This window comes from Brevundimonas aurifodinae (genome assembly GCF_040195595.1).
In the GTDB taxonomy this organism is placed as follows: domain Bacteria; phylum Pseudomonadota; class Alphaproteobacteria; order Caulobacterales; family Caulobacteraceae; genus Brevundimonas; species Brevundimonas aurifodinae.
Window position 1 is genome coordinate 58030 of the sequence record NZ_JBEGDD010000012.1, and the last position, 24961, is coordinate 82990.

Below are 24961 nucleotides of genomic sequence, written 5' to 3' on the forward strand. Positions count from 1 at the left end.
TGAGAGCGGCCTTGCCCGTCGTCTCCCTGCTGGCCCTGTCGGCCGGGCGGGCGGCGGCGGGCGATCCGGCGCCCGCGCCTCAGGCCGTCGCGGTGCTTGAGCGCGATCTGCCCCGGCTGGTCGAGATGTTCCAGGGCGACTGGGACAACGCCGACCATATCGGCTTCGCGGCCGAGCTGGGCTTTCCCGACGACACGCCGCCGATACGTCGCCATCTGACAATCCGGCGGGTCGAAGCCCCGGGTCTGGGCCCGATCGTCCTGCGCCTGGACGAGTATCGGAACAACGATTCCGCCGATCTCGGGCGTCAGCGGCTGTACGCCTTCGCCGTCGATCCGGCGAAGATGGCGATCCGGATGGACGTGCTGACGCCGCCCGGTGAGGATCGGCTGGACCCGGACGCGGATCACTCCGGGCTGACGCGCGCGGCGATGCGGTTCAATCCGGGCTGCGAGACCCTGTGGCGAAGGAATGCCGATCAGTTCGTCGGCTGGATCGAGGACGGGGCGTGCCGGGTTCGCTCGCAGGGTGGCGCGGGGCCGGAGCTGACAATCGGGGCCGAGATCGCCCTGTCGGCGGACCAGCTGTGGATGACCGAAACGGCGCGGGACGGCCGGGGCCGGAACGCTTTTCCCGACCAGCCCGAGGCCCCGGTCCAATACCGCCGCGCCACGGCCTTCACCTGCTGGATCGCCGTGCCCCGGCAGGCCCCGCAAGAGGGCTGGTTCCATGCTCGGGACCTGGCCATCCACGACCAGGGCGGCGAGGCCTGGGTGACCACCGACGAGGCCACCCCCCGGACCTATGGCTTCAGGATGCGCAACGTCCGCTGGCCGACGGGCCTGAACGCCGACGCCCTGACGCTTTACGTCCATGACCAAAGGGACGCGCCCGCGATCAGCTACGCCTGGGCCAGCCCGGACGCGACGCGGATCGGGATCAATCTGCGCACCCTGCAGGGCAGCTGTTCGCGCTAAGCCACTCTGCGCTCATCGATCAAGGTGCGCTGGTAGCATTCCCCGTCGCGGAACCAGTGCCAGGTCCGCGCCCGCGTCCGGCCGTCCGGAGCCAGGACGATCAGTTCGTACAGATGGGCGCCAGGCGCGTCGGTTCGTTCCCAGGTCAGGATGCAGGTGCGCGCGTCGCCCTGCCAGGCGTGGCCGCTGATCAGGCCGGTGTCCCACCACAGTCGCCCGTCGCGATAGACGCCGGGGTGGGTCGCCTCCACCACCCGGCCATCGGGCCAGGCGAAGCGGTTCTTCTGGACATAGGCGTAGGGCCCGTCGTCGGGAAACGACACCTCGATGCGCGAGGCGTGGCGGTCGACCTCGATCCCGTCCGTCGTGGCGGTGCGATAGGTCCCCTCCCAGACGCCGGCGTGGCGGACCAGGGCGGGCATGTGCTGATGCAGAGGGTTCACGCGACCCGGCGTTCCGTGATGCAGGTGCGCCTGAACAGGGTGTCGTTCTCGAACCAGTGCCAGGTGCGGGCGCGCTTGTTGCCGTCCTCGGACAGCTGGATCATCTCGTAGAGATAGGCGCCGGGCATGTCCTTCCTCGTCCAGGTCAGGCAGACGGTGCGGGGGTCGATCTCCCATGCGCGGCCGTCGATGCGGTCGGTGTCCCACCAGATCTGGCCGTCGCGATAAGTGGCGGGGAAGTGGATTTCTTCCTTTCGGCCGTCGTCCCAGATGTAGGTGTTGATCTGATAGTAGGCGTAGGGACCCTCGTCGGGGAATTGGCACTGGAGGCGCGAGCGGTGGCGGTCGATGACATTGTTGTCGGGATCGACGTGGATGTAGTCGCCTTCCCACTCGCCGGCGTGGCGTGCCAGGACCGGCATGCCTTCGCGGATTCCACTCATCGTCCTCTCCCTCGCTGGGGCGGCGCGATCCGCCCTTGGCAAATGGTATAGACTTAGATCATTTGGTCGGGAAAGCCTTTTTGGAACTGCACATGAATGACGCGCTGAAGGTCGAGGTCGCGGGCGATGTGGCGACCCTGATCCTGAACCGACCCGAGAAGAAGAACGCCCTGACCCTGGCCATGTGGAGCGCCCTGCCCGGCCTGTTGGCGGGCGTAGCGGCGGACACGTCGGCCAAGGTGCTGGTGGTGCGGGGCACCGGCGGGACCTTCGCGGCCGGTGCCGACATCGGCGAGTTCGAGACCGTCTATGCGACGCCGGACAGCACGCGCGCCTATTTCGACCGGGTGGGCGAGGCGATGGAGGCGCTGGCGACGTTCGAGAAGCCGACCGTGGCGATGATCGAGGGGGCCTGCGTGGGCGGTGGGCTGGGGCTGGCGCTGGCGTGCGATCTGCGGATCGCGGCGACCGACGCGCGGCTGGCGCTGACGCCCGGCAAGCTGGGGCTGGTGTATTCGCTGCCGGATACGCGGCGGCTGGTGCAGGCGGTGGGGTTGTCGAAGGCCAAGGACATCCTGTTCACCGGGCGGCTGATCAGGGCGGAGGAGGCGCTGGCGATCGGGCTGGTGGACGCCCTGCATGCGCCTGACGCGCTGGAGGCCACGGTGGCGGAGAAGACGGCACAGATCGCGGCGGCCAGCCAATGGACCGCGCGCCGGGCCAAGGAGATCGTGGGTCTGATCGCCGACGGGGAGACGGCGGATACGGACGCGACGGCGCGCTGGCTGATCGAGGCGGTCGAGGGCGAGGATTTCCACGAGGGGCGGGATGCGTTTCTGGGGAAGCGGAAGCCGGTGTTTCCGTTTCGGTGAGGCGGTCGGAAACACGGTGCGAACCGTCTGAAACGTCTGAAATCGACGGATGTGCACTGTGAAAAACACAGTGCTCATGGTGGACATTGGGCGGTTCGGCGGGGCGGATCGGGTCATCGGGACAGCGTAAGTGAGCGGTGCGTCAGGATCGGACGCATCGAGCTTTTCCCTCTCCCGTAGGGAGAGGGCTTGAGGCTCGGAGAGCGAAGCGATCCGCAAGGACGACGCTGCGCGCCTTGCGCTCAAGCCCTCTCCCTCTGGGAGAGGGGGAGCGGTGTGGCCAGCTTCCCCGCCAACTCCAGGATCGCCCCGCTGTCCCGCCCGATGATCTGCGCCGACAGGGGCATCCCGTCACCTGACAGGCCCATCGGAAACGCCACCGCCGGCAGACCGGCCATGTTGGCGAGGCAGGTGATGTCGGCCTGGTCCGCCGGAATATGAGAGCCGAAGGGGAAGGCGGGGCCGCCCGTCGTGGGGCCCAGGAGGCCGACGCGGTCGCCGATCAGGGCCTCGACCGCCGCCTTGGCGGACGCGATCTCGGCGCGGGCCTCGGCGAGCTTCTCCGGCGGCTGGGCCGCGCCCCAGCGGAGCATGCCGGCGAAGGTCTCGGAGAAGCCGTCCGGTCGGGCCTCCAGCATGTCGGCGTGTTCGGCCAGGCCTTCGACCTCGGAGATAAGAAGACCGCGACGGCGAATGCGGCCGAGATCAATGTCGAGGGGGACCGAGCCTTGAAGCAGCCCTTGGGCTTCGGCGACGGCGATCACGGCGAGGAAGGCGGCGCGGACGTCGTCGGACAGGGTCGCACGGTCTGTCACGTCCAGCGCGGCGAGCGGGCCGGAGGGCGACGCGGGGTCCGGCGTGGCGATCTCGGCCAGCAAAGCGGCACAGTCCCCGGCCGAACGGGCGTGGACGCCGACGTGGTCGAGGCTGGGCGCCAGGGGCGTGACCCCCTCGTCCGAGATCGCACCGTAGCGGGGCTTGATGCCGAACACGCCGCAGTAGGCGGACGGAATGCGAACCGAGCCCATGGTGTCGGTGCCCAGCGCCGCCGCGCACAGGCCCGCCGCCACCGCCGCGCCCGAGCCGCCCGACGATCCGCCCGCCGTGAAGCCCTCGCGCCAAGGGTTCTGGGTACGGCCGAACCAGGGATTGTCCGTGACCGCGCCCAGCGCCCCCTCCTCCATGTTCAGAGTGCCGAGGAGGATCGCGCCCGCCGCCCGCAGCCGTCTGACGCAGGCGGCGTCGCGGTCGGCGATGCGGTCGCGATAGGCACCGATGCCCGCCGTCCAGGGTAGGCCGGCGACGGCGATGTTCGACTTCACCCCCACGACGCAGCCGTCGAGTGGAGACAGGGCCATGCCGGAAGCCCAACGGTAGGATGAGGCGCGGGCCGCGTCGCGGGCGCCATCGATGTCGAGGTCAATGAAGGCGTGAATCGCCGGGTTCATCCGCTCGATGCGGGTGAGATAGGTCGCCAGCACCGCGTCCGGACGGGTCGAGCCCTCTGCGTAGGCGGCGGACAGGGCCACGACGCCGGCAGTCACCTCTGGCTCGAACGGGCCGATCATCAGAACCGCTCGTCGATCAGGCGGATGGGTTTCTGGCGGACGTCGATCTGGGTCAGGGCGGCGGTCTGGCCCCGTTCGACCAGTTCGACCTCGACCTCGATGCCGATCTTGCGCTTCAGGATCTCGCCGAACCGGTCCGCCAGAGCCGGATCGCCGGGGGCCGAGGCCTCGGCGACGACGACGAAGGTGTCGCGGCCGGCGGCGTCGCGGCGGGTCTTGCAGACGAACTCGCCCGCGAACTCCGGCGCCTCGTCCAGCATGGGGCCGATGGCCTGGGGGAAGATGTTGATGCCGCGCACCTTCACCATGTTGTCCGAGCGGCCCAGGAACCCCTCGATCCGCTGGAAGGCGGCCCCGATCGACGAGGGCCGGGTGATGACCTCGGTCACGTCATGGGTGTTGAAGCGGATGATGGGATACAGGTCGTCCTTGTAGAGACAGGTCACAACCATGTCGCCGAGGGCCCCGTCGGCCACAGGCCTGCCGGTGTCGATGTCGCAGACCTCCAGATACTGGGCGTCCTCCATGACATAGAGACCGTCGCGGTCGGGGCCTTCGCCCGCGATGCAGCCGGTGTCGCCGACGCCGTACCAGTCGAAGCATTCCGCCCCGCCCCAGGCGTCGGACAGGGCCTGTTTGTCCTCGCGGCCCATGTGGCCGGAAATCATGCGGACGGGGATATCGACGCCGGGGACGAGGCCCGCCTCGCGGGCGACCTCGGCCAGGCGTTTGATGTAGTCGGCGAAGCCGACGATGGCGGTGGCGCCGAAGGTCGTCATCAGCTCGACCTGCTGGGCCGAACGGGTCTCCACCCCCGTGCCCGCAGACATGAAGACGGCGCTGGTCCAGTGGGTCACGGCCTCGCGCACATAGTGGCCGCCGTTGATCATGCCGTGGCCATAGACGGAGTGGACCACGTCGCCCGAGCGCAGACCCTGCCAGCGGTAGAGGCGGGCCAGCAGCAGGTTCTGGACCTCGCGCGACTTGGGCCCGAACAGCAGGACCTGGGGCTTTCCGGTGGTGCCCGACGTGGTGTGGAAGATGACCGGCGGGCGCTGATCCTCTGGGTAGGACTCGAAGCCCGCGAAGTCGCCGAAGGGGGGGGCGATCTCCAGCGACTTCATGATATCGGACTTGTCGAAACTGGGCAGGTTCGGGAGGTCGTCGAGGCCCCGGATGTCGCCCTCGGCGATGCCGGCGGCGCCCCACAGGCGACGGTAGAAGGCGGTCTTCCAGGCGCGGGCGACGCAACGGGCGAACAGCTTTTCCTGATGCGCGCGGAGCTCGTCGCGGCTGATCGAGGTCACCAGCCGGGTGAAGGCGTCGCCGATGGGGTGGTCGCGGGCGATGGCCGCGAAATCGATCTCGTCCCAGTAGGTGCGGTGGGTGTCGGTCATCGGTGGGCTCCGAGCAGGGAGAGGATCGAAGAGGCGTCGTCCAGGGTCTCGAACCGATCGATGGTGTCGGCGAGGGTGGCGGCGTTGGCGCCGAGGCCGGCGAAGTCGAGGCAGGCGGCCTGTTTGGCCAGGTGCTGGTCGCGGGTCAGGGGCTGGGCGGGCGAGCCGAGCTGGGCGGTGACGGTGTGGGTCAGGGCGCGGCCGTCGGAGGTGGTGACGGTGAGCGTCGCGGGCGTGAAGGCGGCGGGGTCGGGGTTGGCGTCGGCCTCGACCCGGATGCGCTCGGCGAGGATCAGCAGGGCGGGGTTGGACAGGTGCTCGGGCGTGAAGTCGGCGAGGCCGACCGTGCCGCGCGTCAGGACGACGGCCCCAAGCCACGGCAGACACAGCCGCGCCCAGGCCGGGGCCATGTCCGGGCTGGGGCGGCGGCCGACCAGGCGGGGGATCAAAGGCGGCGCGCGATAGACGGCCTCTGCGACGTCGGCGGCGGACAGTCCGTGCTGCGTCATCAGGGTCTGGAGGGCGACGATGCCGCCGTGGGCCGCCCGGCCGGTCGGGAAAGGCTTCCAGCTGACCTCGGCGATGCGGAAGCCGGGGGCGGGATCGGTCAGGGGGGTCAGATCGTGGGCGGTCTCGAACAGGGTGAGATAACCGAAGGGGCCCTCGATCGAGGCCTCCGGTCCGGGCAGGCCGGCCTCGGCGAGGTCGGCGGCCATGACAGCGGCACGGGCGGCGTTGGCGATCTGGATCGGCAGGGCGGGCTTGCCCTCGGCGTGGGCCTGCATGGTGCCCGACGCGAAGGCGAGGGCGTATCCGAAGGCGGAGACGCCCTGATCGGGCGACAGGCGGCGAAGCGAGATCAGGGCGGCGACGCAGCCGAAGATGCCCGCCGTCGCGGGGCGGAAGAACTTGAGCGGCGTCGTGGCGCAAAGGCCCAGGGAGGCGGCGATTTCGGCACCCGCTACGAGGGCGGTCAGCAGGGCCTCGCCGGAGATGGGTTTGCCCTCGGCGGAGGCGCGGTCGGCCTCGGACAGAATCACGGCCCCGACCGTCGCCATGGGGTGGACCACGGCCGGTTCGTGGACGCAGTCGAACTCCTGGGCGTGGATCTGGACGGCGTTGACGAAGGCCGCCGAGGGCTGGGGCAGGCGCACGCCGGGGTGGCCGAGGACGCCGCAGTGGGTCCCCTCGCCCCAGCCACGAGCGGCGGTCAGGACATTGTCGGCCAGCGGCGCGCGGGCCCCGGCGGCGCCAACGCAGAGGGTGTCGTGCAGGAAGGTCCTGGCGGCGGCGCGGGCCGCCGGGTCGAGGTCGGCCCAGGTCAGGGCCAGGGCGCGCTCGGCGAGGGTGCGCGACAGGGTCATGCGGCCCTGCCCGGCAAGGCGATGGACAAGTCGGCGACGGTGAAGGTCAGGCCCAATCCCTCGACGGCAATGATCAGTGCTTCGGCCGCATCCGGGGTCATGCCGCCCCAGGCCATCAGGGCGCGCGCCTTGTCGCGGACGGCGTCGGGCGACAGGGGGTTCTCGGGATCGCCGAGGGCGTCCAGCGCCTCGATGCGGTGTTCGACGCCGCCCGCCGTGGCGATCAGGCGCGCGCCGAAGCGGGCCGGATAGGCGGCGGTCAGGTCGTCGGCGACGGCGACCGAGACGCGGGCGCGCAGGGCGGCGACGCCGGGGTCGGTCAGGGCGGCGGGCTCGAACCGCGCGAGGCCCGCGTCGCCGTGGATCAGGGCGACGGCCACGCTGTGCTGGAGCGAGAACTTGGCCTCGGGGACGGTCGTCGGGCTCGGCTTGTCGCAGAAGAGGACGCTGTCGCGGTAGGTCTCGACGCGGATTGTCCGAAGAACTGGGTCCCCGCTTTCGCGGGGATGAGCGGAGAAGGGAAGGAGCCGCGCGCGCAGGGCCAGCGCCGCGTCGATGGTGGGGTGGGCGTGGCGGCAGGCGGCGTGGGGTTTGAAGCTGACCTCGTGGATCAGCCAGCCGTCGGCGGGCGCCAGCACGGCCTCGGGATCGGCGTCGGGGGCCATGGCGGGGAAGAGGCCCTGCTCGCCCTCCAGCACCCGGAGCGGTCCTCGAAAGCCGTCGCGGGCCAGCAGAGCGGCCGCCACGCCGTTCGCCGCCGCCCGGCCGTCGTGCAGCGCCTTGACCGAGCCGGGCTCGTGCCGCGCGCGCCACAGGCCCGCGCCCTGCTGGCCCGCGAGGCCCAGCGCCCAGGCCGTCCGTTCGCCGTCCAGCCGCATCAGGCTGGCCCCCGCCGCCGCCGCGCCGAAGCCGCCGATCGTGCCGGTCGGGTGAAAGAAGCGATAGTGCGACGGCCCCGCCGCCCGGCCGATGCGGATCATGGCCTCATAGCCTCGGACGACCGCGTCCAGCAGGACCTCGCCGTCGGTCACGTCCAGATGCTGGACGAGGGCCAGGGCGGCGGGCATGACCACCGGGCCGGGGTGCAGCAGCGCGCGGCGGTCGACGTCGTCCATCTCCAGGATCGCGCCCGCCGGGCCGTTGGCGAACGCGGCCGCCTGGGGCCCGACCCGGCCGCCGCCGACAATGCGGCAAGGCCCCTGCCCCTCGGTCTCGGCCAAGGCGGCGACGCGGGCCACGTCGGCCTCCCGCGCGCCCGCCACGGCGCACCCGACCCAGTCCAGAAGGTGCAGTCGCGCCCGCGCGCGATCCCCGGCGGAGACCGGCCGGCCCAGCCGTTCGACCAGCCGCTCGGTGATAGAGGACAAATGTCCGGACATATGCTGTTATCGCGTCCTGGACCCTCGCCGGTCAAGCCGGAGACGACCGCCGACACATGCCGATCTCGATGACGATGGACGCCGCGATCGACGCCCTCAAGACGGCCGTGCCCAATGGCGGGCGCGTCTTCATTCCCGGCTGCGCGGGCGAGCCTCTGGCGCTGGCGGAAACGCTGGCGCGGCGGCCCGAGGCAGCGGCGGGGCTGACCTTCGAAGGGGTCTGGATTCCGGGCGTCAACCGCACCGACTGGGCGGGACTGCATGACGACGCGCGGGCGGAGGCGATCTTCCTGGCCCCCGAATGGCGCGACAGCTTCGTCGCCGGGCGGATGACCTTCGCGCCCCTGACCTACACCCAGGTTTGGCGGCGGCTGTCGGGCCGGGCGTTCGATGCGGGCGTGTTCACCGTCGCGCCGCCGGGAGCCGATGGCCGATGCAGCCTGGGCGTCGCCGCCGATTTCAGCCCTGCGGTGTTCGAGCGGACGCGGTTCCGGATCGGTCTGATCCATGCGGGAATGCCCGCCGTCGCCGACGGTCCGACCGTGCCGCTGGCCGCCTTCGACGCCGTGGTGGAGGTCGACACCCCCCTGCCTGGCTATGGCGCGGGCGCGATCGATCCGGTCAGTGCCGCCATCGCCTCGAGGGTCGCAGCCTTGATCCCCGACGGCGCGACCGTGCAGACGGGGCTGGGTAAGAGCGGGGTGGCCACCCTGGCCGCGCTCGGCGATCGCAGGGGCATGCGCGTCCATTCCGGCATGGTGACCGAGCCGTTGATCGACCTGCTGGACCGGGATACGGTGGACGCCGTGACGACCGGCGTGGCGCTGGGGTCGGCCGCCCTCTACGCCCGCGTCGCCGCCGATCCGCGCGTTCGCTTCCGCCCGGTGGGTCAGACCCATGCCATCGCGACGCTCGCCTCCATCCCGCGCTTCGTCGCCGTCAACTCGGCCATCGAGGTCGACCTTTTCGGGCAGGTCAACGCGGAGTGGATGGACGGGAGGCAGGTGTCGGGCGCGGGCGGGCTGATCGACTTTCTGCGGGGGGCCTGGGCGTCGGAGACCGGCGTGCCCGTCGTCGCCCTGACCGCCTCGGCGAAGGGCGGCGCGCTCAGCCGTATCGTGCCGCGCCTGGCGTGCCCGCCCAGCGTCGCGCGCGGCGATCCGGTCGTCGTGGTCACCGAACACGGCGTGGCCGATCTGCGCGGCCTGTCGATCGACGGGCGCGCCGAAGCCCTGATCGCCGTCGCCTCGCCCGCGCACCGCGACCGATTGGCCGACGACTGGTCGGCGATGCGCCGGGCGATGTAGGGAGAGCCATGGCCGCGCCCCGCTATCGCCAGCTCGCCGAGACTCTGCGCGCCGCCATCGCGCGCGGAGACTTCGCCGTGGGGACACAGTTGCCGCCCGAGCTGGAGCTGGCCCAGACCCATGGCGTGTCGCGCCACACGGCCCGCGACGCCATCCGCCTGTTGACCGAGGCCGGGCTGATCGCACGGCGGCGGGGTGCCGGGACGACGGTGATCGCGGCGGCCAGCCCGCAGGCCTATGTCCAGCCGCTGGGCGGCGTCGAGGACCTGATGCAGTACGCCCAGACGGCGAAGCTGACGGTTCTGGCACAGAAGGAGCGACGTCTGACTCCGGACGAGGCGGCCCGGATCGGCGGGGATGTGGAGCGGACCTGGCTGGTGATCGACGGCCTGCGGATCGCGGAGGCCCTGCCTCTGGCCCTTTCGCGCATCTATGTGCCCCAGCCGTTCACGGGGGTCGCGGGCGACCTCGGCGAGGGGCGGTCGGTGCATGCCCTGCTGGACGAGCGGTTCGGCGTGGCGGCCGGGCGGATCGACCAGGAGATCACGGCGGAGCTGCTGTCGGCGACCGATGCGAAGGCGCTTCAGGCCGAGGCTGGCGGGGCGGCGTTGCGGACGCTGCGGCGCTATCACGGCGATGACGGGGCGCTGATCCTGGCGTCGGACTCGGTCCATCCGGGCGGGCGGTTCGTCTATGCGATGACGTATCGGCGGGAGGGATGACGTACCCGGTTTGAACCCGTCATCCTCGGACTTGATCCGAGGATCGGACGTCGTTCGAATGATGAGCCAGACGGTCGTGCACGATCGGGGGTCGCTGCCAGCATGTCCGCCACGGCGGGTCCGATCCTCGGATCAAGTCCGAGGATGACGGAGTCGGATTTCGCTTCCGTGTTCGTCCAGTCCCGGCACGCGCGGGTCGATCACCGCGGGCTCTTCGCGGAAGCGGATGGGCGTGCCGACGATCTCGTTGCCGTCGGCGTCTCTTGTCAGCATGCCTCGGGCCTCCAGCGCCGGGTCGTCGAACGCGTCCTTCAGCGTCCGGACCGGCGCCCAGCACACGTCCTTGTCGGCGAACCAGGCCTCCCAGTCCGCCAGCGTCCGCTCCGCGAAGACCTCGCGCAAGAAGGCCCGCAAGGGCTCCTGCCCCGATCCCGGCGGAAGCTCGGCGTAGTGGATCAGGTCCTCGCGCCCCAGCGGCGTCAGGAGGTTCCTCGCGAACTTCACCTCCGCCCCGCCCAGCGCCAGCCAGCGGTGGTCGGCGGTGCGGTAGAGGCCATACATCGCATTGCCGCCCCAGGAGCGTTCGTCCTTGACGACGTGGGGTTCACCCGTGGCGAAGATCCGGCCGGTGACATTGGGCGTCCAGGCCAGGACGCTGTCGAACATGGCGACGTCGAGGTAGTCGCCAACCCCCGTCTCGCGCTTTCGCAGCAGGGCCATCAGCACGCCGGACAGGGCCGTCAGCGACGCCAGCGCGTCCGCCACCGGCATGGCCGGCATGGCGGGCAGGCCGTCCTGCCCCTCGTTCAGCGACACGACGCCCGCCAGGGCCTGAACCGCCACGTCGTGCGCGGGCCGGTCGCGATACGGGCCGTCCTGACCAAAGGCCGAGACGGCGCAGTAGACCACGCCCGGATTGATCGCCCGCACCGTGTCGTAGTCGACGCCCAGACGCTTCGCCACACCGGGGCGGAAGGCCTCGACCACCACGTCGGCTTCGGCGGCCAGTGCCATGAAGACGGCGTGATCCGAAGGGTCCTTCAGGTTCAGCTGGATGGAGCGCTTGCCGCGATGGGTGTTCCGGAACCAGACGCTCTCGCCGTTCTTGCGATAGCCGACGTGGCGGGTGGGCTCGCCCTCCCCGGCCGGTTCGACCTTGATCACCTCGGCCCCGTGGTCGGCCATCATCAGGGTCAGCATCGGCCCCGGCAGGAACAGGCTGAGGTCGAGGACGCGGATACCGGAGAGTTTCATGGCTCGACAGCCAGCCAGCCGATCGGTCGCATTCGGGGCGGCTTGTCCGGTTCAATCGTGGTGATCTGGCCCGGCAGCTGATTGAGCAGCGGAGCGATCAGGTCAGCAGTCTGGTAGACGAGCAGCTCATCAACGACGACGATCCCCCGAGGCACAAACTCGCCGTACCGGACCAGCGTGCTCATCCGCCGGTCGTGGGTCAGAACGACACGGTCCTCGCGCTCGGCCCAGTCGAGCACGTCCTCGTCCGCCAGGCCGGGCGAGACCAGGACGACATAGGCGACGTCGTGACCCCGCTCCGAAAGGGCGCCACCGACGCCTTTCCAGAGACATTCGTCGATCAGAAACTTCAATCTAGGCGGCCGCGCGATCGTCGAACGTCCGCCGCATCATGGCTGCGGAAAAGCGAAACGCCGCGCGGATGTCGTCTTCGGTGATGCTGGGATAGTTTTCCAGGATTTCCGGGATGGGCACGCCATCCGCCACGAGGATCAGCAGGATGCTGACAGGCACACGCGTTCCGCTGATGACCGGCTGACCGGACATGATGTTCGGATCGATATTGATGCGCGGATGGCGGACGGTCATGGACGCACCATACCCGATCCGGGGCCATCGCCCAACACCGCGCTCGTCTGCTCGCCGAGTTTGGGCGCTCGAACACCGGGTGCCCTCTGGCCGTCGATCTTCACCGGGCTGGCCAGCATGTGCAGGCCGCCGTCGCGGTCCGGGTGGTCGACCACGTCGCGCATACCGACCTCGGCGACGAAGGGATTGGCGAGCGCCTCGGTGACATCGCGCACCGGGGCGAAGGGGACTTCGCCGCCAAGGATGCCCAGCCACTCGTCGGTCGTGCGGGTCGAAGTCACGGCGTCCACCGCCTCGCTGAGCGCGGCGAGATTGGCCCGGCGCGCGGGGATGTCGGCGAACCGGGCGTCGGCCTTCAGATGCGCCGCACCCGCCAGCTCGCAGAAGCGGTCCCAGAACCTGGGCGTCTGGCACATGAGCAGGCCCCAGCCGTCCTGGGTCTTCACCAGCTGGGACGGGGCGATCGAGGGGTGGGCGCCGCGCGGCAGGCGGCCGACGTCGTGGCCCTCGTTCATGGCCCAGACGGCGGGGTAGCTGAGCTGATGGAGCGCCACGTCGAACAGGCTGACGTCCACGTCGCAGCCGATGCCGGTCTCGCGCGCCTTCAGGATCGCGCTGACGGTCGCCATGGCCCACATCGTCCCGGTCATGAAGTCGACCATCGACAGGCCGAAGCGCGTCGGCGGGGCGTCCGGCTCTCCGGTCAGGCTCATGAACCCGGCCTCGGCCTGCATGAGGTAGTCGTAGCCGGGCCAGGCCTGACGACTGTTGTTGCGCCCATAGGCCGACAGATGGGCGCAGACGATCGACGGCTTGACCGCCTTCAGGCTCGGGTAATCGAGGCGGAGTTTCGCGGGCTGGTCGCCGCGCAGATTGTTGACCACGGCATCCGCCGACTGCACCAGCCGCTCCAAGTCGGCGCGGCCCTCCGGCGTCTTGATCTCCAGGGCGACCGACGACTTGGAGCGCGAGAAGGTCTGGAAGAACTGGCTGTCGCCCTCGCCCAGGAAATAGGGCCCGGTCTGGCGCGACACGTCTCCGCCCATCGAGGGCGCCTCGATCTTGATGACCTCGGCGCCGAGCTCCGCCATCAGCATGGTGCCGTAGGGACCGGCCCCGTACTGCTCGACCGCCAGGACGCGGACACCGGAGAGAGGGAGGTTCATGAGCCTCTCCCTCCCCCTCGGGGGAGGGTGGTCGGAGCGAAGCGGAGACCGGGTGGGGCGGGCCAGGCGACCCAAGCTCCCCTTGCGTGCGTTTCGCCTTGCCGTCCCCACCCGGCCGCTGCGCGGCCTGCCCTCCCCCGAGGGGGAGGGAGAAAGACTGCCGCCCGCGTCACACCTTGTTCCTCGCCACCAGCTGTTTGGCGATGATGATGCGCTGCATTTCGTTGGTGCCCTCGCCGATGCACATCAATGGGGCGTCGCGGTAGAGGCGCTCGATGACGTACTCCTTGGAATAGCCGTAGCCACCGAAGATCCGCATCGCCTCGGTCGCAACCTCGACGGCGGTTTCGGAGGCGAAGTATTTCGCCATGCCCGCCTCCATGTCGATGCGACCGCCGGCGTCGAAGGCCCGCGCCGCGTCCTCGACCAACAGCTCCGCCGCCCGGGTCCTGGCGGCCATGTCGCCCAGTTTCAGCTGGATCGCCTGGTGCTCGGCGATCGGCTTGCCCATGGTCTTGCGGGTCTGTGCGTAGATGACGCTCTCCTTCAGCGCCCGCTTGGCGATCCCCACCGAGCGGGCAGCGATGTTGACGCGGCCGATCTCGAGGCCCCCCGTCGCCATCAGGAAGCCCTTGCCCTCCTCGCCGCCGACCAGGCTGAGCTCGGCGTCGCAGCGGTAGCCGTCGAAGATGAACTCGCCCGAGTCGATGCCCTTGTAGCCCAGCTTCTCCAGCTTCTTGCCGTTGGAGATGCCCGGCAGGGGTGCCTTGGTCTCCGGGTCGATCTTGGACACAATCAGCATCGACATGCCCTTGTGGCGCGGCTGCGCCTCCGGGTCGGTCTTCACCAGAAGGGCGCAGCAGTGGCCCATGATGGCGTTGGAAATCCAGGTCTTGGTCCCGGTCACGACATAGTCCGAGCCGTCGCGCGTGGCGACGGCGCGGATGGCCTGAAGATCGGTGCCGGCGTCCGGTTCGGTCAGGCCGAGGCCGCCGCGCATCTCTCCGGTGACGAACCGGCGCAGCCAGTACTCTTTCTGCCGATCCGTGCCGAACCGCTGGACGACGGTGGCCATCATCAGGTGGGAGTTGAAGATGCCTGTCAGGCTCATCCACTCCTCGGCGATGCGCATGACGATGCGCGAATAGGTCGTCGCCGACAGGCCGAGCCCCCCGTATTCCGGATCGACGATGGCCCCGAACAGGCCCAGCTCGGCCATGTCGTCCACCAGATCGGCGGGCCAGATGTCGCCGTGCTCCAGCGCCATGGCGACCGGGCGGACCTTCTGCTCGATCCACTTGTCGATGGCGTCGAGGATGGCGCGTTCGTCGGCGTCGGAGATGATGGGCGAGTGAACGTTCATGTCAGTAGTTCCCGACGCGATCCTCGACCGCGTTGCCGCGACCGGGGATCAGCATGTTGCGCACGAAGGTGCAGACCTGAACGCCGTCCTGGTTCAGGCCGATGGTGCGGATGGTGACGATGCCCTGGCCCGGACGGGACTGGCTCTCGCGCTTGGCCAGCACCTCGCTCTCGCCATAGATGGTGTCGTCGGCGAAGACGGGGGCGGTGAACTTGACCTCGTCCATGCCCAGGTTGGCGATGGCCTTCTGGCTGCAGTCCGTGACGCTCATGCCGATCAGCAGCGCGAGGGTGTAGGGGCTGACCACGATGTTCCGCTTGAACTCCGAGGCCTTTGCGAACTCGGCGTCGAAATGCATCGGGTGGGTGTTCATCGTCATCAGCGTGAACAGGTGGTTGTCGTACTCCGTCACCGTCTTGCCGGGGCGGTGCTCATAGACGTCTCCGACGATGAAATCCTCGAAGTACCGCCCGAAGGTCTCGCGGTAGCGTTGCGGGCCGACCTCTTTGAACTGCTGAACCATTCAGGCGTCTCCGACGTGTTCGAGCGTGCGCATCGCGGCGCGGATCAGGGGTTTCTCGATCAGCCTGCCGTCCAGCAGGGCCACACCGCCGCCGGCCGCCTCGAAAGCCTCGAGCACGCGGCGGGCCCGAGCGATCTCGGCCTCGGTGGAGGTGAAGACGGCGTGGACCGGCCCGATCTGGGACGGATGGATGCAGGCCCGGCCGGTGAAGCCCATGGCCTTGATCCGGCGGGTCGAGGCGATCAAGTCGGCCTCGTCGGCGATGTCGAGATGGGGCACGTCCAGCAGCTCGACCCCCGCCCGCGCGCAGGCCGCGGCGAGCATGCCCCGGGCATGGAACAGCGGTTCCCAGTCCATGGTGCAGCCGAGGTCGGCGGCGTAGTCGGCCCCGCCGAACAGGACGCCCGCGACGCCCGGCGCGGCGGCGATGTCCCAGGCGGCGTGCAGGGCCTCGGCGCTCTCGACGATGGGCCACAGCGGGGCAGCGGTCGCTGCGCGGACGGCGGCGACGTCGGCGGCGGAGGCGGCCTTGGGGATCATGACGAAGACCGGTCGGGCGTCCGAGAGGGCCTTCAGATCCGTCTCGCCGTCTGCGGTGCCGACCGCATTGACCCTGACGCCGAACCCACCGTTCAGCGCGGCTATGGCTGCCGCTCGCGCCGCGTCCTTGGCGTCCGGCGGCACGGCGTCCTCCAGGTCGATGCAGACGGCGTCCGCCCCCGCCCCGGCCGCCTTGTCGAAGCGGTCGGGCCTTGAAGCGGGCACGAACAGGAGCGAGCGATAGGCCATGACGCCTCGGATCAAATGTCCGGACATTTAGTCTGAGCGGGGTGCGAACGTCAATCTGCGCCGACGGCCATCCCGCGCTGAACGGCTGGCCGCAGGGCCGTCCCGTCATGCCAGCGCCTCAGCGCGGGGTAAGCCTCCAGCCAGCCGTCAAGCCGCTTCGCCGACGTCGCCACCACCGGGAACAGCAGGCAATCGACCACGCTGAACGCCTCGCCGCAGACGAACTCGCGCTCGGCCAATCGCGCCTCGAACACCGCCAAAACGCCCTTCGCGCCGCTGGTCATGGTCTCGATCAGCCAGGGATTCGGCGTCGGGGCCAGCTGGCTTGCGAAGAACTGCATGGCGAAGGGCATGGCGACCGAGGAAGAGATGGCGGCGGCCCACATCATCTGTTCGGCCCGGATCGCCGGGTCGCCGGAGATCAGGCCGTTCGCCCCCTTCTCGGCCGCGTACCAGGCGATGGCCAGGGTCTCGGCGAGCACCAGAGGCCGCCCGCCCGGCCCGTCCGGATCGCGCATCACCGGGGCCTTGCCGAAGGGGTTGAGCGCCAGGAACTCCGGCGTCCGGTGCTCGCCGGCCACCAGATCGACGAGGGTGGCGCGATAAGGCAGCCTGGCCTCCTCCAGAGCGATCTGGACTTTCTGACCATTCGTCGTCGTCACGGTCCAAAGCTCGATCATGCGCTCGGCACCGGAACGGCCTCGGCGAAGGCGGCGGCGATCTTCTGGCGGCTGGTGATCCAGACGCCGGGCTTTCCAGCGATGTGCTCGAGGAAGCCCCGGAAGGCACCGATCCGGCCCGGCCGACCGATGATCCGCAGGTGGAGGCCCAGGCTCATCATCCTGGTTTCGCCGTCCATGGCCTCGGCGTGCATCTGGTCGAAAGTGTCTGTGGCGTACTGTAGCCAGTCGCGCGCCGTCAGCGCCGGGGCCAGCCAGAACTTCATATCGTTGGAATCCAGCGCGTAGGGCAGGATGACGATCGGCTTTTGGCCCTCCGCCGTTTCGACCACGTCCCAGAAGGGGAAATCGTCGGAATAGTCGTCCATGTGATAGGCGAACCCCTCCTCGACCAGCAGTCGCCGGGTCGCCTCGGTATGCAGATAGCGGCTGAGCCACCCGGTCGGGCGCTTGCCCGTCGTGCGCTCGATCGACTCCCAGCCCTTTCGGATGAAGTCGCGCTCCTTGTCCTCGTCCATCCAGAACTGGTGGGCCCAGCGCCAGCCGTGGCAGCAGACCTCGTCGCCCCGCGCGACGACTTGCGCCGCCAAATCGGGCGCCCGCTCCAGCGCCAGGGCCGCCGCCGTCCAGGTCGCCTCGATCCGGTGCTCGTCCAACAGCTTCAGGATGCGCGGCGCGCCGGCCTTGATGCCGTACTGGTAGTTGGACTCGTTGCCGTGCATGCGCATAGGCCGCTTCGGCACGGCGGACAGCTCATCGACCGGCTCGGGCCCCTTGTCGCCGTCGCGGATGTTCTGCTCGGCGCCCTCCTCGACGTTTACGACGATGGACAGGGCCAGGCGACGACCGCCGGGCCAGGTGAAATCAGCGGGCGCGGGCATGGGCGGTCTCATTGAAGTTTGCGAAGTGGTCCAGTATGACTGGTCCAGTTGAGAAGGAGGCCCTCATGGCCGACGACGCCGGACACATCGGCAAGCGGGTGCGCGAGATCGGCGTCACCGAATTCAAGGCGAAAAGCCTCGGCTTGATAAACGATGTCGAGAAGGGCCGTTTGGACCAGGTGGTCCTGACCAAGCGCGGGCGACCGGTCGCGCGGCTATCGCGTCCAGACGACGGCTCCGCCGCGACGAACCCCGATGGTCCCCTGTTCGGATGCATGAAAGGCCTGATCAGCGTTCCCGCCGATCTCGACCTCACCGCGCCCACCACGACCGAAGAGGAATGGGAAGAACAGGTTGAAAGCATGTCGACGTTCTTGCGCGAGACATGACCCACCTGCTGCTGGATACCTGCGCCGCCATCTGGCTTGCCGATGATGCCCCGTTCGCGGCAGATGCGAGAACGGCGGTAGAGACAGCGGCGTCCAATCACGCCCTCTGGATTAGCCCCTTCTCGGCCTGGGAAATGGCGGTCCTGATCCGAAAAAAGCGGATGCCTCAAACCATATCCGCCATCGAATGGTTCGACAGACTTGCGCGAAGACGTGACATCAGGGTCGCGACGGCTGACGCGGAAATTCTTGTTGAGTCCCAATCCTTGCCCGGCGGGTTTCACAATGACCCAGCCGACCGCTTCATCGTCGCGACAGCGCGCAGATTGAACGCCGCTGTTGTCACACGCGACAAGCCCATCTTGAACTACGCCGCCTTCGGCCACGTTCGCGTTCTGCCCTGCTGACACCTAGTGTGGCTCCTCGCCGCCGGAGACGTTCAGGCTTTCGGCGGTGATGTATTTCGCGTCGTCCGAGCACAGGAAGGCGACGGCGTCGGCGGTGTCCTGGGGCAGGCCGGGACGGCGCATCGGGATGCGGTCGGCCATGGCCTTCAGGTAGTCGTCGACCGATGCCGCGCCGACGACCTTGGCGAAATACTCGTTCTGCCAGGCCCCGAGGCCCGTCGTGACGTGGTTGGGGCAGACGTTGTTCAGGGTGATGCCGTGCGGCCCCAGCTCGATCGCGGCGGACCGCGTCAGGCCGACGAGCCCATGCTTGGAGGCGGTGTAGGCCTGGGCGTGGGGAAAGCCGGATTTGGCGGCTTGCGAGGCGATGTTGACGATACGTCCGCCGCGACCCCCATTCTTGGCGTTCTGGGCGATCATCACCTCGGCCGCCGCCTGGATGCCGTAGAAACAGCCCGACAGATTGACGTCGATCACGGCGCGCCAGTCTTCGGGCGTCACTTCCATCAAGGGCTTCATGATGTAGCCGATGCCGGCGTTGTTGACCCAGATGTCCAGCCCGCCGTGGGTCTGAACCGCGTGGGCCGCGAGCGCCCTGACCTGAGCCGGATCGCGCACGTCGCAGACGCAGGTACTGGAGCCGGGCAGTTCGACCGCGATGGCGGCCATCTCCTCGGTCGCGCCGATCATGGCCCCGGGTGTTGCCGCGTCCTTCGAGGTGCCGATGTCGGAGATGACGACGTGGGCTCCCTCACCGGCCAGCTTCCTGGCGATCGCCTCGCCCAAACCCTTGCGGCGGCCCGAGCCCGTGACGACCGCCACCCTGCCGTCGAAGCGCCCCATCACAGCGCCTTGGTGACGAGGAAGGTCACGTCGACCATGGACTGGAACTCGCCGGCGATCTTCTGGGCGGCGGGGGTCGAGACCTCCTCGAAGAATTTGCCCATGTCGTTGACGTCGATGGTTTCGATATAGGCGTAAGGCGGCGCTGCGTCGGACCCGAGCAGGCCCTCGACCTTCTGCACCTGGAAATCGTCGACCGAGCTCATGGCGCGCACGGCCGGCATGTCGCTGGCCCTGGCCCAGGCCTCATAGGCCGCCGGGTCCTGGCCCGGCTTCAGGTTGAACAGGGCGAAGATGCGGGTCGCGGCCATATGCGTCATCCTTGATGGTTCGGAACCCTCGACGGGCAAATGATATAATCCTATATCATTTGCGCGCGGCAAGCCCCCGGAGGTCGATCATGGACGGTTCACCCGATCTGAAGAACGCAGGACCCGCCCAGTCCTATTCCGGCCCGCCCGACTATCGCGTGGTCGGCCGCCATGGCGTGTTCCCCGAAACCAGCCACGACGAGATCGCGCGGTTCAACTTCCTGGCCCACATGAACCGGCACCTGTCGACCAAGGTCATGCCGGCGGTGAAGACGGCCTGGGAGCGCCGGGCCGGCCCCGCCTTCGAGGCCCGCGAAGGCCGCACGCCCAAAGACCGGCATGAGGTGAGGAAGGCCCTGTTGCAGGACCCCTACTATCAGGCCTGGTCCGCGCTGAGGCGGGCGACGATGGAACAGCGCCAGCAGGCGGGTCGGTGGATCGCCCTGCGCCAGGCCGAGTCCCTGTCGGCCAGGGTCGATTCCCTGACCAAGACGGGCGACCGGCTGGAGCTGGATCCTGCCCTGCCGATCCCGCGCTATGTGTCGGCGGTCGATCATCACTGCATGCCCGGCAGCTATCACCGCGAGGTCTTCCCCGGCGACGTGTCGGGGGCGGCCAACTACGACAGCGGCATCTTCGCCACCACGGGTGGGGCGCTGGGCCGGTTTTCGGACGGCGGCGGCCATGCGGTGGTGCGGTGGGTCAGGAAGAACCTGCCGGACTTCCAGCCGCGCCGCATCCTCGATATCGGCGCGAACCTGGGCCAGAACGTCCTGCCGATCGCGGAAGCCTTCCCCGACGCGGAGGTCATCGCCCTGGATGTCGGAGCCCCGATGCTGCGCTACGGCGCGGCGCGGGCGAAGTCGCTGGGGGTCGAGAATGTGCGCTTCGTCCAGGGCGACGGGTCGGACCTGTCGCGCTGGGCCGACGGATCGTTCGACTGGGTGCAGACGACCATGACCCTGCACGAGCTGTCGCTGTCCTCGATGAAGGCGATCTTCGCCGAGACGCACCGCGTGCTGAGGCCCGGTGGCATCGTGCTGCACGTCGAACAACCGCAGTATGCCGCCGCCATGCCCCTGTTCGAACAGGCCATGCGCGACTGGGACGCCTTCTTCAATAACGAGCCCTTCTGGAGCACGATGCATGAGCTAGACATCGACGGCTTCATGGTCGAGGCGGGCTTCGACCGGGCCAGGCTGATTCACGACGGAGTCACGGCCGTGGTCGACCGGGACGTCTTTCCCGACGCCGCCGACGACGACGGCGAGGACTACGGTCGCAAGGCCGCCTGGCACGTCGTCGGGGCCCGGAAATGAGCGTCGATCTGGCGCTGGGACTGTCCTCGGCCAAGCCGGCAGGCAAGCGGCCTCACTTCATGGATCCGTCCGTCGAGCGGGTCCTGAACATCCTGATGGCCACGGTCCAGGAACTGGCGGTCACGCGCGAGCGGCTGGACACGGTGGAACGGCTGCTGGAGGCCAAGGGCGTCGTCGCCCGATCCGAGGTCGAGCAGTTCGAGCCGACCAAGGAACAGGCGGCGGAGCGCGGCCTGTGGATGCAAGAGTATCTGAACCGCGTGCTCAGAACCCTCCAGCAGGAGGCCGAGGCGATGCAGGCCAAGGACGACCTGGCCTCCGAAGAGGTCGCGGTCGAAGTGTCGAAGGCGGACGCCTGATGCCGGTCTCAAGCCTGATTCGGTCCGCCGTCTTCTGTTCGGACCTGGAGCGATCGACGATCTTCTATCGCGCGCTCGGCCTCGATGCGGTCTATTTCGAGGGCGACCTCGATCCGGAATCGTCGCAAGGCGCGCTGCAGGTGCCCGAGGGCTCGACCCTGCGCTGTCGCATCCTGAAGCGCGGGGCGGACGCGGCAAACTTTGGCATGGTGGGCCTGTTCGAACTGACGCCGGCACCGGAGCCCCTGCCCGCCCCGGTGGGTCCGCCGCGCCTCGGAGAGACGGCGCTGGTCTTCTACGCCCGGCCCTTCATGGAGGTGCTGACCGCGGCGCGCGGGGCCGGCGCGACCTGGTCGCCCGATCCCATCACCTTCACCATGCCGCACCGCAGCCAGATGGAAGTCTGCCTGCGCGATCCGGATGGGGTGCTGATCAATCTGATCGACCGCGACCCGGCCGAACAGTTCCGCAACGCGGCGGTCAGCGTCGGCTGACGATCAGGCGACGCGGGCGATGACTCGATCGCGGCCGGCGGCCTTGGCCTCGTAGACGCCTTCGTCGGCGCGCTTCAGCAGGGCTTCGGGCGTGTCGCCAGGGCCCGAACAGGCGGCGACGCCGATCGAGATGGTAACGGTCAGATGCTCTCGCCCCCCCATGACGCGGAACGGGGTGGAGCCCACGTCACGACGGATGCGCTCGGCGATGCGGCGGGCGTCCTCCATGTCGGTCCCCGGCATGACCACGACGAACTCCTCGCCACCGAGGCGACACGGGAGATCGACCGCGCGGACGTTGGTGGCCAGGCGCACGGCGAACTCGCGCAGCACCTCGTCGCCCGCATCGTGGCCGAAGCCGTCGTTGACCGCCTTGAAGTGATCGATGTCCATCACCAGCACCGAGACAGGCTCTCCGCCCAGGCCCGCGCGGCTGACGAAGGCCTGGAGCTGTCCGGCCATGTAGCGGCGGTTGTGCAGGCCGGTCAGGGCGTCGGTGACGGCCATCTCGAGGCTGTAGTCCAGCTTTTCGCGCAGGAAGTCGGTGTAGCGTTTGCGCCGGACCTGGGTGCGGGCGCGGGCGGCCAGTTCCTCGGGGTCGACCGGCTTGGTCAGAATGTCGTTGACGCCCAGCTCCAGCGCCTTGACCAGGCGCGGCCGGTCGGCCGGATCGACGACGGCCAGGATCGGCAGATGGCGCGTGGTCTCGGCCGAGCGGACCTGGGCGATCAGGCGCAGACCGTCGAACTCAGCGGCCGCGACGTTGACGATCATCAGGTCGATCGGAGTCTTCGAGGCCGCCAACCCCGCCGCCGCGTCGGTCTCGATCGCCGGTCGGTGCTCGCGGATCAGCTCCTCGGCGATGCGGGCGGCCTGGCGATCATTGTCGTCGACGACCAGGACGCGGCCGCCGGAGCCCCGCAGGCGACCCGCGCCGTCGGTGGCGACGCCCAGGCGACGGCTGGCGTCCTCGCGCTCGCGCAGTTCGTCCATGATCATCTTGAGTCGCGTCAGGGAGCGGACCCGGGCGAACAGGACGACGTCGTCGATCGGCTTGGTGACGAAGTCGTCGGCCCCGGCTTCCAGCCCCTTGATCCGGTCCTCGCGGCCGTCGAGCGCCGTGACGAGAACGATCGGGATATGGCTCGACGCCGGATCGGCCTTGATGCGGCGGCAGGTCTCGAACCCGTCCATGCCCGGCATCATGACGTCCAGCAGGATGATGTCCGGCTTCTCGTCGGCGGCCAGGCGCACCGCCGTGGCCCCGTCCGAGCAGGTCAGGACGTCGTAGTACTCGATCGTGAGCTTGGCCTCGAGCAGGCGGACATTCGCCTCGACGTCATCGACCACCAGGATGCGCGCGGTCATGGTCTCAGGCCACCGCGACCGGCAGGTTGAGGTGCTTCTTCACCGTCTCGAGGAAGTGCATCACCGAGATGGGCTTGGAGATATAGGCCTCGCAGCCGCCCTGGCGGATCCGCTCCTCGTCGCCCTTCATGGCGAAGGCGGTCACGGCGATGATCGGGATGTGATTGAGCTCTTCGTCGTCCTTGAGCCATTTGGTGACTTCCAGGCCGCTGATCTCGGGCAGCTGGATATCCATCAGGATCAGATCGGGCATGTGCTGGCGCGCCAGGGCCATGGCCTGCAATCCCTCGCGGGTTTGCAGGGTCTGGTAACCCTGGGAATCGAGCAGATCATGAAAGAGCTTCATGTTCAGCTCGTTATCCTCGACGATGAGGACTTTCTTGGACATCGGCATCCGGCGGTCGTGGCGGCGATCATTTCGCCGTCTTCGGTTTCGATCCTGCCGATCCAGTCTTAAGTTGGCGTGAAGTCGGATCGCCAGCGTGACCATAACCGCCGTTTGTCGCGAGTGCCTCTGGACCGGAGCGGTGCCCGTGACGCGCTGCCCGGGCTGCGGATCGCCGCGCGTGGTGTCGGACCCGGAGCTGTCCGGCCTGTCGATCGCCCATTTGGACTGCGACGCCTTCTATGCCTCGGTCGAGAAGCGCGACCGGCCCGAACTGCGCGACAAGCCGGTGATCGTGGGTGGCGGGGTGCGTGGCGTGGTGACCACCGCCTGTTATATCGCGCGCCAGTCCGGCGTCGGCTCGGCCATGCCGATGTTCAAGGCGTTGAAAGCCTGCCCCGACGCGGTGGTGATCAAGCCCAGCTTTCCGAAATACATCGCGGAATCGAAACGCATCTTCGAGAAGGTGCGCGCCCTGACGCCCCTGGTGCAGACCCTGTCGCTGGACGAGGCGTGGATCGATCTGTCGGGGACCGAGCGGCTGAACGGCGGGCCGCCGGCGCTGCAGTTGATCCGACTGCAGCGCGAGATCGAGGCGGAGATCGGGCTGAGCGTCTCCATCGGCCTGGCCACCAACCGGTTTCTGGCCAAGATCGCGTCGGAGTTGGACAAGCCACGCGGGTTCTCGGTGATCGGCGCGGCAAACGCCCAGGCCATGCTGGCACCGAAGTCGGTGCGGGTGCTCCCCGGGGTCGGGCCGGTGTTCGGCAAGACCCTGGTGTCGGACGGCTATGCCACAGTCGGCGACCTGGCCGCAGCGGATGTGCGAGACCTGGTCAGACGCTATGGCGAGACGGGGCTGCGGCTGCACGATCTCAGCCACGCGAGGGACGCGCGGTCGGTGAACCCGGAGCACGACCGGCGCGGCATGAGCGCGGAGACCACCTTCAACACCGACCTGACGACGGGCGAGGATCTGGAAGCCGAGCTGTGGCCCCTGTGCGAAAAGGTGGCGTCCAAGGCGCGGCGCGACGGGGTGGCCAGCCGGGTGATCGTGCTGAAGCTGAGGCGCACCGACTTCAAGATCGTGACGCGCCGAAAGACTCTGCCCGAGCCGGTGCAGACGGCGCGGGGTCTGTTCGCCGTGGGGCGCGAGCTGCTGAAGCCGGAGCTGGGGCAGCCCTATCGCCTGATCGGCATCGGACTGGCGGATATCGCGGACGCCGAGGACGCGCCTGAGGGCCTGTTCGCCTCGTCCGAAACGCGGACGCTGAAGACCGAGACGACCATAGACGCCCTGCGCGAGAAGTTCGGAGCGAGCGCTGTGGTCGCCGGGCGGGCGTTGAAGCGGCCTTAAGTCTCGCCCGCTA

General features: G+C 69.0%; 29 protein-coding genes. 10 read left to right on the forward strand and 19 right to left on the reverse strand.

The window, feature by feature from the left end; genetic code table 11:
- Positions 1-11: 11 nt before the first annotated feature.
- On the forward strand, positions 12-977 hold the full coding sequence (locus tag ABN401_RS13715; RefSeq protein ID WP_349685423.1) for a chromophore lyase CpcT/CpeT: 966 nt from the start codon (positions 12-14) through the stop codon (positions 975-977).
- Here the strand turns inward: ABN401_RS13715 and ABN401_RS13720 are convergent.
- Together ABN401_RS13720 and ABN401_RS13725 are read right to left on the reverse strand one after the other, a co-directional pair.
- A complete protein-coding gene (locus ABN401_RS13720; protein WP_349685424.1) occupies positions 974-1420 on the reverse strand; it encodes a hypothetical protein in 447 nt (148 codons plus the stop codon). The two genes, ABN401_RS13715 and ABN401_RS13720, sit on opposite strands and share 4 nt — an antisense overlap.
- Entirely contained in the window at positions 1417-1863 is a 447-nt protein-coding gene (locus ABN401_RS13725) for a DUF3598 family protein (RefSeq protein WP_349685425.1), read from the reverse strand. The genes ABN401_RS13720 and ABN401_RS13725 overlap by 4 nt, the downstream gene beginning before the upstream one ends.
- Before the next feature lie 92 nt (positions 1864-1955).
- Here ABN401_RS13725 and ABN401_RS13730 point away from each other — a divergent pair, with 92 nt between their 5' ends.
- The gene (locus ABN401_RS13730) at positions 1956-2735 is read left to right on the forward strand and encodes an enoyl-CoA hydratase/isomerase family protein (RefSeq protein WP_349685426.1); all 780 of its coding nucleotides are present in this window, start codon (positions 1956-1958) and stop codon (positions 2733-2735) included.
- 242 nt (positions 2736-2977) lie between these two features.
- Here ABN401_RS13730 and ABN401_RS13735 read toward each other — a convergent pair whose 3' ends face one another.
- From ABN401_RS13735 to ABN401_RS13750, 4 genes are read right to left on the reverse strand one after another with little or no spacing between them, the layout of a single operon-like run.
- The gene (locus ABN401_RS13735; RefSeq protein ID WP_349685427.1) at positions 2978-4303 is read right to left on the reverse strand and encodes an amidase; all 1326 of its coding nucleotides are present in this window, start codon (positions 4301-4303) and stop codon (positions 2978-2980) included.
- Positions 4303-5700, reverse strand: a complete 1398-nt coding sequence (locus tag ABN401_RS13740; RefSeq protein WP_349685428.1) for a phenylacetate--CoA ligase family protein — start codon at positions 5698-5700, stop codon at positions 4303-4305. Before ABN401_RS13740 ends, ABN401_RS13735 begins: the two co-directional genes overlap by 1 nt.
- Positions 5697-7064 carry an MmgE/PrpD family protein gene (locus ABN401_RS13745; protein ID WP_349685429.1) on the reverse strand — a complete coding sequence of 456 codons (1368 nt, stop codon included), beginning with the start codon at positions 7062-7064 and terminating at the stop codon, positions 5697-5699. Before ABN401_RS13745 ends, ABN401_RS13740 begins: the two co-directional genes overlap by 4 nt.
- A complete protein-coding gene (locus ABN401_RS13750; protein WP_349685430.1) occupies positions 7061-8431 on the reverse strand; it encodes an MmgE/PrpD family protein in 1371 nt (456 codons plus the stop codon). The genes ABN401_RS13745 and ABN401_RS13750 overlap by 4 nt, the downstream gene beginning before the upstream one ends.
- 68 nt (positions 8432-8499) lie before the next feature.
- Between ABN401_RS13750 and ABN401_RS13755 the strand changes: the two genes are divergently transcribed.
- The gene (locus ABN401_RS13755) at positions 8500-9750 is read left to right on the forward strand and encodes an acetyl-CoA hydrolase/transferase family protein (RefSeq protein WP_349685431.1); all 1251 of its coding nucleotides are present in this window, start codon (positions 8500-8502) and stop codon (positions 9748-9750) included.
- A gap of 8 nt (positions 9751-9758) precedes the next feature.
- The gene (locus ABN401_RS13760; RefSeq protein ID WP_349685432.1) at positions 9759-10472 is read left to right on the forward strand and encodes a GntR family transcriptional regulator; all 714 of its coding nucleotides are present in this window, start codon (positions 9759-9761) and stop codon (positions 10470-10472) included.
- A 132-nt stretch (positions 10473-10604) separates the two neighbouring features.
- Here the strand turns inward: ABN401_RS13760 and ABN401_RS13765 are convergent, their stop codons facing one another.
- The 9 genes from ABN401_RS13765 to ABN401_RS13805 all read right to left on the reverse strand — a co-directional run bounded on the left by ABN401_RS13765 (position 10605) and on the right by ABN401_RS13805 (position 17716).
- Positions 10605-11726, reverse strand: a complete 1122-nt coding sequence (locus tag ABN401_RS13765) for a CaiB/BaiF CoA transferase family protein (protein WP_349685433.1) — start codon at positions 11724-11726, stop codon at positions 10605-10607.
- Entirely contained in the window at positions 11723-12079 is a 357-nt protein-coding gene (locus tag ABN401_RS13770; RefSeq protein WP_349685434.1) for a DUF5615 family PIN-like protein, read from the reverse strand. Before ABN401_RS13770 ends, ABN401_RS13765 begins: the two co-directional genes overlap by 4 nt.
- Position 12080: 1 nt before the next feature.
- Entirely contained in the window at positions 12081-12314 is a 234-nt protein-coding gene (locus ABN401_RS13775; RefSeq protein WP_349685435.1) for a DUF433 domain-containing protein, read from the reverse strand.
- Positions 12311-13480, reverse strand: a complete 1170-nt coding sequence (locus tag ABN401_RS13780) for a CaiB/BaiF CoA transferase family protein (RefSeq protein WP_349685436.1) — start codon at positions 13478-13480, stop codon at positions 12311-12313. The genes ABN401_RS13775 and ABN401_RS13780 overlap by 4 nt, the downstream gene beginning before the upstream one ends.
- A 169-nt stretch (positions 13481-13649) precedes the next feature.
- Positions 13650-14843: an acyl-CoA dehydrogenase family protein gene (locus ABN401_RS13785; RefSeq protein ID WP_349685437.1), complete on the reverse strand. Its 1194-nt coding sequence runs from the start codon at positions 14841-14843 to the stop codon at positions 13650-13652.
- A 1-nt stretch (position 14844) separates the two neighbouring features.
- Positions 14845-15366: a MaoC family dehydratase gene (locus tag ABN401_RS13790; protein ID WP_349685438.1), complete on the reverse strand. Its 522-nt coding sequence runs from the start codon at positions 15364-15366 to the stop codon at positions 14845-14847.
- The gene (locus tag ABN401_RS13795; protein ID WP_349685439.1) at positions 15367-16155 is read right to left on the reverse strand and encodes an HpcH/HpaI aldolase/citrate lyase family protein; all 789 of its coding nucleotides are present in this window, start codon (positions 16153-16155) and stop codon (positions 15367-15369) included.
- A gap of 50 nt (positions 16156-16205) precedes the next feature.
- Entirely contained in the window at positions 16206-16835 is a 630-nt protein-coding gene (locus tag ABN401_RS13800; RefSeq protein ID WP_349685440.1) for a glutathione S-transferase family protein, read from the reverse strand.
- Positions 16832-17716: a polysaccharide deacetylase family protein gene (locus tag ABN401_RS13805; protein ID WP_349685441.1), complete on the reverse strand. Its 885-nt coding sequence runs from the start codon at positions 17714-17716 to the stop codon at positions 16832-16834. Before ABN401_RS13805 ends, ABN401_RS13800 begins: the two co-directional genes overlap by 4 nt.
- A gap of 65 nt (positions 17717-17781) precedes the next feature.
- Between ABN401_RS13805 and ABN401_RS13810 the strand changes: the two genes are divergently transcribed.
- Both ABN401_RS13810 and ABN401_RS13815 read left to right on the forward strand, forming a co-directional pair.
- Positions 17782-18105, forward strand: coding sequence for a type II toxin-antitoxin system Phd/YefM family antitoxin (locus ABN401_RS13810; RefSeq protein WP_349685442.1), 324 nt, complete (start codon positions 17782-17784; stop codon positions 18103-18105).
- Entirely contained in the window at positions 18102-18512 is a 411-nt protein-coding gene (locus ABN401_RS13815; RefSeq protein WP_349685443.1) for a type II toxin-antitoxin system VapC family toxin, read from the forward strand. The genes ABN401_RS13810 and ABN401_RS13815 overlap by 4 nt, the downstream gene beginning before the upstream one ends.
- 3 nt (positions 18513-18515) lie before the next feature.
- Here ABN401_RS13815 and ABN401_RS13820 read toward each other — a convergent pair whose 3' ends face one another.
- Positions 18516-19355 (reverse strand): SDR family NAD(P)-dependent oxidoreductase, encoded by an 840-nt coding sequence (locus ABN401_RS13820; RefSeq protein WP_349685444.1) that lies wholly within the window; start codon positions 19353-19355, stop codon positions 18516-18518.
- Complete coding sequence (locus ABN401_RS13825; protein ID WP_349685445.1) at positions 19355-19666, reverse strand: hypothetical protein; 312 nt, start codon at positions 19664-19666, stop codon at positions 19355-19357. Before ABN401_RS13825 ends, ABN401_RS13820 begins: the two co-directional genes overlap by 1 nt.
- Positions 19667-19755: 89 nt before the next feature.
- Between ABN401_RS13825 and ABN401_RS13830 the strand changes: the two genes are divergently transcribed.
- From ABN401_RS13830 to ABN401_RS13840, 3 genes are read left to right on the forward strand one after another with little or no spacing between them, the layout of a single operon-like run.
- Positions 19756-20985, forward strand: a complete 1230-nt coding sequence (locus ABN401_RS13830; protein WP_349685446.1) for a class I SAM-dependent methyltransferase — start codon at positions 19756-19758, stop codon at positions 20983-20985.
- Complete coding sequence (locus ABN401_RS13835; RefSeq protein ID WP_349685447.1) at positions 20982-21344, forward strand: hypothetical protein; 363 nt, start codon at positions 20982-20984, stop codon at positions 21342-21344. Before ABN401_RS13830 ends, ABN401_RS13835 begins: the two co-directional genes overlap by 4 nt.
- Positions 21344-21838, forward strand: a complete 495-nt coding sequence (locus ABN401_RS13840) for a VOC family protein (RefSeq protein WP_349685448.1) — start codon at positions 21344-21346, stop codon at positions 21836-21838. Before ABN401_RS13835 ends, ABN401_RS13840 begins: the two co-directional genes overlap by 1 nt.
- 3 nt (positions 21839-21841) lie before the next feature.
- Here ABN401_RS13840 and ABN401_RS13845 read toward each other — a convergent pair whose 3' ends face one another.
- Together ABN401_RS13845 and ABN401_RS13850 are read right to left on the reverse strand one after the other, a co-directional pair.
- Positions 21842-23206, reverse strand: a complete 1365-nt coding sequence (locus ABN401_RS13845; protein ID WP_349685449.1) for a PleD family two-component system response regulator — start codon at positions 23204-23206, stop codon at positions 21842-21844.
- Positions 23207-23210: 4 nt separating this feature from the next.
- Positions 23211-23594, reverse strand: coding sequence for a response regulator (locus tag ABN401_RS13850; RefSeq protein ID WP_349685450.1), 384 nt, complete (start codon positions 23592-23594; stop codon positions 23211-23213).
- 94 nt (positions 23595-23688) lie between these two features.
- On the opposite strand from ABN401_RS13850, the gene ABN401_RS13855 reads away from it, so the two are divergent.
- On the forward strand, positions 23689-24948 hold the full coding sequence (locus tag ABN401_RS13855; RefSeq protein WP_349685451.1) for a DNA polymerase IV: 1260 nt from the start codon (positions 23689-23691) through the stop codon (positions 24946-24948).
- The last annotated feature ends 13 nt before the right edge of the window (positions 24949-24961 follow it).